Below are 5,236 nucleotides of genomic sequence, written 5' to 3' on the forward strand. Positions count from 1 at the left end.
GCCTTTAGCCTTTAGCCTTTAGCCTTTAGCCTTTAGCCTTTAGCCTTTAGCCTTTAGCCTTTAGCCTTTAGCCTTTAGCCTTTAGCCTTTAGCCCGTCCTATTTTTCCAAGCCGATAAAATCCCAAACCTGATGCGAAAAGGTTGAATCTTTATGTTCGGGAACCGGCGGGCCGTTCGGGTAGTTTAGCTCGTAGACCCGGGCGGTATCTTTGGCAAGATCCGGCAGTTCAAGCTTGTTGTAGGCTTCTTGCATGATTTGCAACGCATAGGGAACCGCAGGCGTGCGCTGGTACTTGTCAACGACGGTAGACGCCCTGTTGATGGCCGCAACATAAGCCTTGCGTTTCATGTAAAAACGGGCGACGTGGACTTCATACATCGCCAGATTGTTTTTAAGCGCAATCATGCGTTGCTGGGCGTCGGCGACATATTTGCTGTTTGGGAATCGACGCAGAAGTTCGGAAAAATTGTCATAGGCATCGCGCGCGGTGCCGGGATCGCGCTGCGACGTATCGGTGGGCAGGAAGCGATCGATAAAGCCTATGCCGCGATTGTAATTGACCAAGCCTTTCAAATAATAAGCATAATCGACGCTGGAGCTGCGCGGGTTGACTTTGATAAAACGGTCTGCGGCGGCGATTGCGGCTTCAGGATCGCTATTTTTATAATAGGCATAAGCAACATCGAGCTGGGCCTGGGCGGATTCTTCGCCGAAAGGGTAGCGGGATTCAAGCGCTTCGTAGATCTTGATGGCTTTTTCGTAATTGCCGCTATCCAGCGCCGTTTTAGCCTGGCTGCGAAACTTTTCCGCATTCCAGTCGGCATACTCGTCCTCGGTGTCCGATTCGCTGGAGCCGAGGCTCTTAAGCGTCTCACAGCCTTGAAGAGACAGGCCTAAACAACAGATAAATAAAAATTTAATTAAAATTAATCGCATAGTGCTAACGACACGCTGTAATATAAGGGGTTTTTCTCGCTGGATTTAACTGCGATACTTGAGATGGCTTGAGAATCCCGCGAGTATAACTTAACAATGGGTTAATCAGAAGAACTTGTTATGACAAGATTAACGGCGGAAGTGCCATTTGAAATGGCCGGCATGCGATTAGATCAGGTGCTGGCGGAACTGTTTACGGATTATTCACGCAGCAAATTGCAGACTTGGGTTAAAGCCGGCCGGGTGCAGGTCAACGGTTTGGCGCTCAAACCCAAAGACAAGCTGGATGGCGGTGAAGTGATAACGCTGGATGCCGAGCCGGAAGTCGTAGTGACATCCGAAGCCGAAGAAATCCCGTTGGATATTATTTATGAAGATGAAAGCATCTTGATTGTGAACAAACCGGCAGGCTTGGTTGTGCATCCGGCGGTAGGGAACTGGAACGGTACGCTGCTGAACGCCCTGCTGAATCACGATCCCAATCTGGAAACCTTGCCCAGGGCGGGCATTGTGCATAGGATCGATAAGGAAACCAGCGGCCTGCTGATGATTGCAAAAACCTTGCAAGCCCATAACAGCCTGACCGAGCAACTACAGGATAGGGACATTACCCGAGAATATCTGGCGATTACCCGAGGCCGCATGACCGCAGGCGGCACCGTCGATGAACCGATCGGCAGGCATCCTACCGACCGTAAGCGTTATGCGGTCAGGGAGAACGGCAAGCATGCGGTGACCCATTACCGGGTTGGTCGGCGTTTTACCCGCCATACCCTGGTCCAGGTCAAGCTGGAAACCGGTCGCACCCATCAGATCAGGGTGCATATGGCGCACATCCGTTTTCCGCTGCTGGGCGATCAAGTCTATGGCGGACGTTTTCAAATGCCGCCGGATTGCAGCGAACGGTTGGAAAAAGAATTGCGCAGTTTCAAGCGTCAGGCCCTGCATGCGGCGAAACTGGGTTTGCGTCATCCGGTTACCGATGAATATTTGGAATGGGAGCAACCGCTGCCGGAGGATATGACCCGGTTGCTGGAAGCGTTGGCGGAAAATGAGCGGGATTAAGCACTGGCTGACCCCGGACTGGCCTGCACCGGCCAATGTCCATGCGGCGACTACATTGCGTAGCGGCGGAATCAGTTGCGGCGCTTACACCAGCCTTAATCCTGCCATGCATGTGGGCGATGACGTCGGCGTGGTTAAGCAAAACCGGCAGACCATTAAAGAATCGCTGGGCTTGCCTGGCGATCCGGTTTGGCTGGATCAAATCCACAGCAATCGGGCGGTGCCCGCAGTAACAACCGAATCTTTGCAGCAAGCCGATGCCAGTTATACGGCCGAGTCCGGGGTTGTCTGTGCGGTGTTGACCGCGGACTGTTTGCCGTTGCTGGTCTGCGCGGTTGACGGAAGCTGGGTGGCAGCGATTCATGCCGGGTGGCGGGGCTTGTTGGCCGGGGTGATCGGCAATACGGTTAGTGCAATGCAAAATAGCGATCTGCTGGTTTGGCTGGGGCCTGCAATCGGCCCGGACTGTTTTGAAGTCGGCGCCGAAGTGCGGGATGCTTTTTTGCAGAAATCGGCCGCATTCAGCATTGCTTTTAAGCCGCAAAACAACGGCAAGTGGCTGGCGGACATCTACCAACTGGCCCGGATTGATCTGTCTATGATGGGGCTGAATATAAAAGTTTACGGCGGCGGTTTTTGCACCGTTACCGAACAGGAACGGTTTTATTCCTATCGCCGGGATAAACAAACAGGGCGTATGGCTACGCTGATTTGGAGAGAATAAAGTAGTGGATTTATTGATATTAATTATCATCTTTACGGCGGTTGGCGGCGTGTTAAGCGTTATGGCGGCTGCAATTTTTCTGTTGTTACCGGATCATCGCAGGAATGCGGTGTTGCCGCACGGCATCAGTTTTGCGATAGGCGCATTACTGGCGGTCGCTTTTTGGGGACTGATTCCCGAGGCATTTTCAGAAATCAAGCCGGAGCGGTTTCAATCGCTCTCAGGGACAATTCTGGCAGGCGTGCTCGGTTTTTTTGTGTTGGAAAAGTTGCTGATCTGGCGGCATTGCCATTCCGGCAGTTGCGAGGCCCACGGCGATGAGGAGGAACACGATCATGATCACGGGCATAGCCACAGTCATAGTTCGGCTAAGTCGGCCGGTGCATTGATTATTCTCGGCGACAGCATCCACAATTTTGTCGATGGGGTTTTAATCGCGGCAGCGTTCTTGACCGATGTGCAATTAGGCATAGTCACCAGTCTGGCCGTTGCGGCGCATGAAATTCCGCAGGAAGTGGGCGATTTTGCAATTTTGCTGCACAGCGGCTATTCCAAAAGCAAGGCGCTTTTTTACAATATGTTCGCCAGCTTAACGACGGTTTTGGGCGGCGTGTTGGCGTACTTCGGGTTGGAAGATTTGCATGACAGTTTGCCGTATTTCCTGGCTCTGGCGGCTTCAAGCTTTATTTATATCGCGGTAGCCGATTTGATACCGTCATTGCATAAAAAGACCGACATGAAGACTTCATTGCAACAGATCGCGTTGATTGCTATGGGGGTGTTGTTGATCTGTTCGTTGCACGGCATTGCGCATAGTATGGAAGTGTAGGCCAGGTTAGCGTAGCGTAATCCGACAAACCAATTCTCTTTTGTTGGGGTATGGCGTAAAAAGACACGCCTAATGCAATGCGACTCGAGTGGTGCTTAAGCTATCTATCCTAGCCTTGGAAAGCATCATAGAGGTATTCTAAATGCATCAAATTATTATCACGTAGAAATGTCATCAAATCTAAATAGTCAGCCCTGAAAAAAGCCCCCGAACCATGCCTACAGATACCGAGACTCCGATCTCAGACGGTAACCCCAGTTGTTAAGCGGAAGCCATTTTAACGAATAGCGTTTTTGAGGTACCTGTCAGCCGAAACAGGGATGGTTTAATCGTTTTAACGATCAAAATCAGCGCAAAAAATAGCCTCATCCAGAGGCTGAAATTCCAGGCCAAGGCTGCCAGCAATAAATTGATGCAGTCCCCGACGGGGCCCTTGAGGAAGTTTCTGACTAAGCGAAAGTCGGACTTTAAATGACCAATGATCGGCTCAATGGCTGCCCGACGCTGACAGCGCTTGCGCTTTTTGTCCCGTTGATAACGATTGTCGCGTTTTAGCGGCGGGGCGGGCAAAATGATTTGCGTGCCGTCAACCGTTTTGGGGCCACGGTAACCGCGGTCGCAGACACCGGTTTTCACGGCCTTGCCGCGGCTGGTTTGGCAGTGCGCCAGCACCTCGGGCAGGGTCTTGCTGTCATGCAGGTTTTGCGGATGACTGACTACGCCGACAATGATGTTGGACTTGGCCGTAGCGGCAATAGAGACTTTGTTGCCGTATTCGTAAGGTTTGTGGTCCTTACCTCTAGTGCCCCGTGTGGGTATTGCCGATGCAATACACATCGGGTTCGTGCAGGGCGTAGATTTTGTTGCTGTCTTTGGGCTGCTGGTTCAGAACCCGTTCGTAAAACAGAAAATCTTTCTCGTAGCGTTCGAACAAGGCAAAGCACGGCAAGGTTCTGCGTAATTCCCGGATCAGAGCATGGGCAATAGTGCGCAGCCGTTTCAAGGCTTTTTTGGCTTTGGCTCGGCGGCTGACATGGCGAAAGTGGCGGAGACTTAAGCGCAGGTTTTTGACTTCCTTGCCATAAGTGCGGCGCTGTTGAATGCCGTAAGCCTTAGCCAGCTTGTTCAGGCGGTTGATGATTTTGATCGCCAGTTTGCCGTCGGTGGGGTAGGTGATGTTCTTTTCCTGCACCGTGGTATCGATGTTAACCGTGTCTTCCAGCGCAGCTTTGCCGTGTAATCTCACGCTGAGTTGAAACAGCTGATCGACACCTTCCGCGCCGATGCGCTTTCTAAAATGCACCAGCTCGGTACTGTCGCAAGGCAATTTGCAACTGAATTCGGTGAAACCGCAGAACGCTTGGTAGTAGGGGTTACGCTTGAATTGCAGCACCACCGCTTCGTCGCTGAGGTTTTCCAGTTGCTTGAGAATTAACAGTCCGACCATCAGTCGGATGGGTTTAGCGGGTCTGCCCAGGCCTTGGCAATAATGTTTGGCAAAGGCTTGATCCAGTTCGCGCCAAGGCAGCACGCTGGCAAGGCGGAGCAACGGATCATTGGGATCGAGTTGTTGCAGCAGATCGGTGCCGAATAAATTGGTCTGATGACCTGTACTGGAAGTAATCAACATTTTTCACCCTTTCGACCGGAAAACAGGGGCATATTTTAGCATTTCCGGTC

The 5,236-nt window shown here is 51.8% G+C and carries 6 protein-coding genes; 3 read left to right on the forward strand and 3 right to left on the reverse strand.

The genetic code is table 11. From position 1 onward, the window contains the following. Positions 1-98: 98 nt before the first annotated feature. On the reverse strand, positions 99-938 hold the full coding sequence (locus V3O24_RS03075) for an outer membrane protein assembly factor BamD (protein WP_104423015.1): 840 nt from the start codon (positions 936-938) through the stop codon (positions 99-101). A gap of 120 nt (positions 939-1,058) precedes the next feature. Between V3O24_RS03075 and rluD the strand changes: the two genes are divergently transcribed. Genes rluD through V3O24_RS03090 form a run of 3 tightly spaced genes read left to right on the forward strand, consistent with a single transcriptional unit; the run spans position 1,059 to position 3,556 of the window. Beyond that, positions 1,059-2,003, forward strand: coding sequence for a 23S rRNA pseudouridine(1911/1915/1917) synthase RluD (gene rluD / locus V3O24_RS03080; RefSeq protein WP_104423016.1), 945 nt, complete (start codon positions 1,059-1,061; stop codon positions 2,001-2,003). After that, positions 1,990-2,727 (forward strand): peptidoglycan editing factor PgeF, encoded by a 738-nt coding sequence (pgeF, locus tag V3O24_RS03085; RefSeq protein WP_331306148.1) that lies wholly within the window; start codon positions 1,990-1,992, stop codon positions 2,725-2,727. Before rluD ends, pgeF begins: the two co-directional genes overlap by 14 nt. A gap of 4 nt (positions 2,728-2,731) precedes the next feature. Next, positions 2,732-3,556, forward strand: coding sequence for a ZIP family metal transporter (locus V3O24_RS03090; RefSeq protein ID WP_331306150.1), 825 nt, complete (start codon positions 2,732-2,734; stop codon positions 3,554-3,556). 261 nt (positions 3,557-3,817) lie between these two features. Here V3O24_RS03090 and V3O24_RS03095 read toward each other — a convergent pair whose 3' ends face one another. Next, entirely contained in the window at positions 3,818-4,393 is a 576-nt protein-coding gene (locus V3O24_RS03095; protein ID WP_331306151.1) for a transposase, read from the reverse strand. Next, positions 4,356-5,186 (reverse strand): IS5 family transposase, encoded by an 831-nt coding sequence (locus tag V3O24_RS03100; protein ID WP_331306152.1) that lies wholly within the window; start codon positions 5,184-5,186, stop codon positions 4,356-4,358. The genes V3O24_RS03095 and V3O24_RS03100 overlap by 38 nt, the downstream gene beginning before the upstream one ends. Positions 5,187-5,236: the final 50 nt, after the last annotated feature.

Origin of the sequence: Methylobacter sp. Wu8, from assembly GCF_036440755.1 — a bacterium.
In the GTDB taxonomy this organism is placed as follows: Bacteria; Pseudomonadota; Gammaproteobacteria; order Methylococcales; family Methylomonadaceae; genus Methylobacter_A; species Methylobacter_A tundripaludum_A.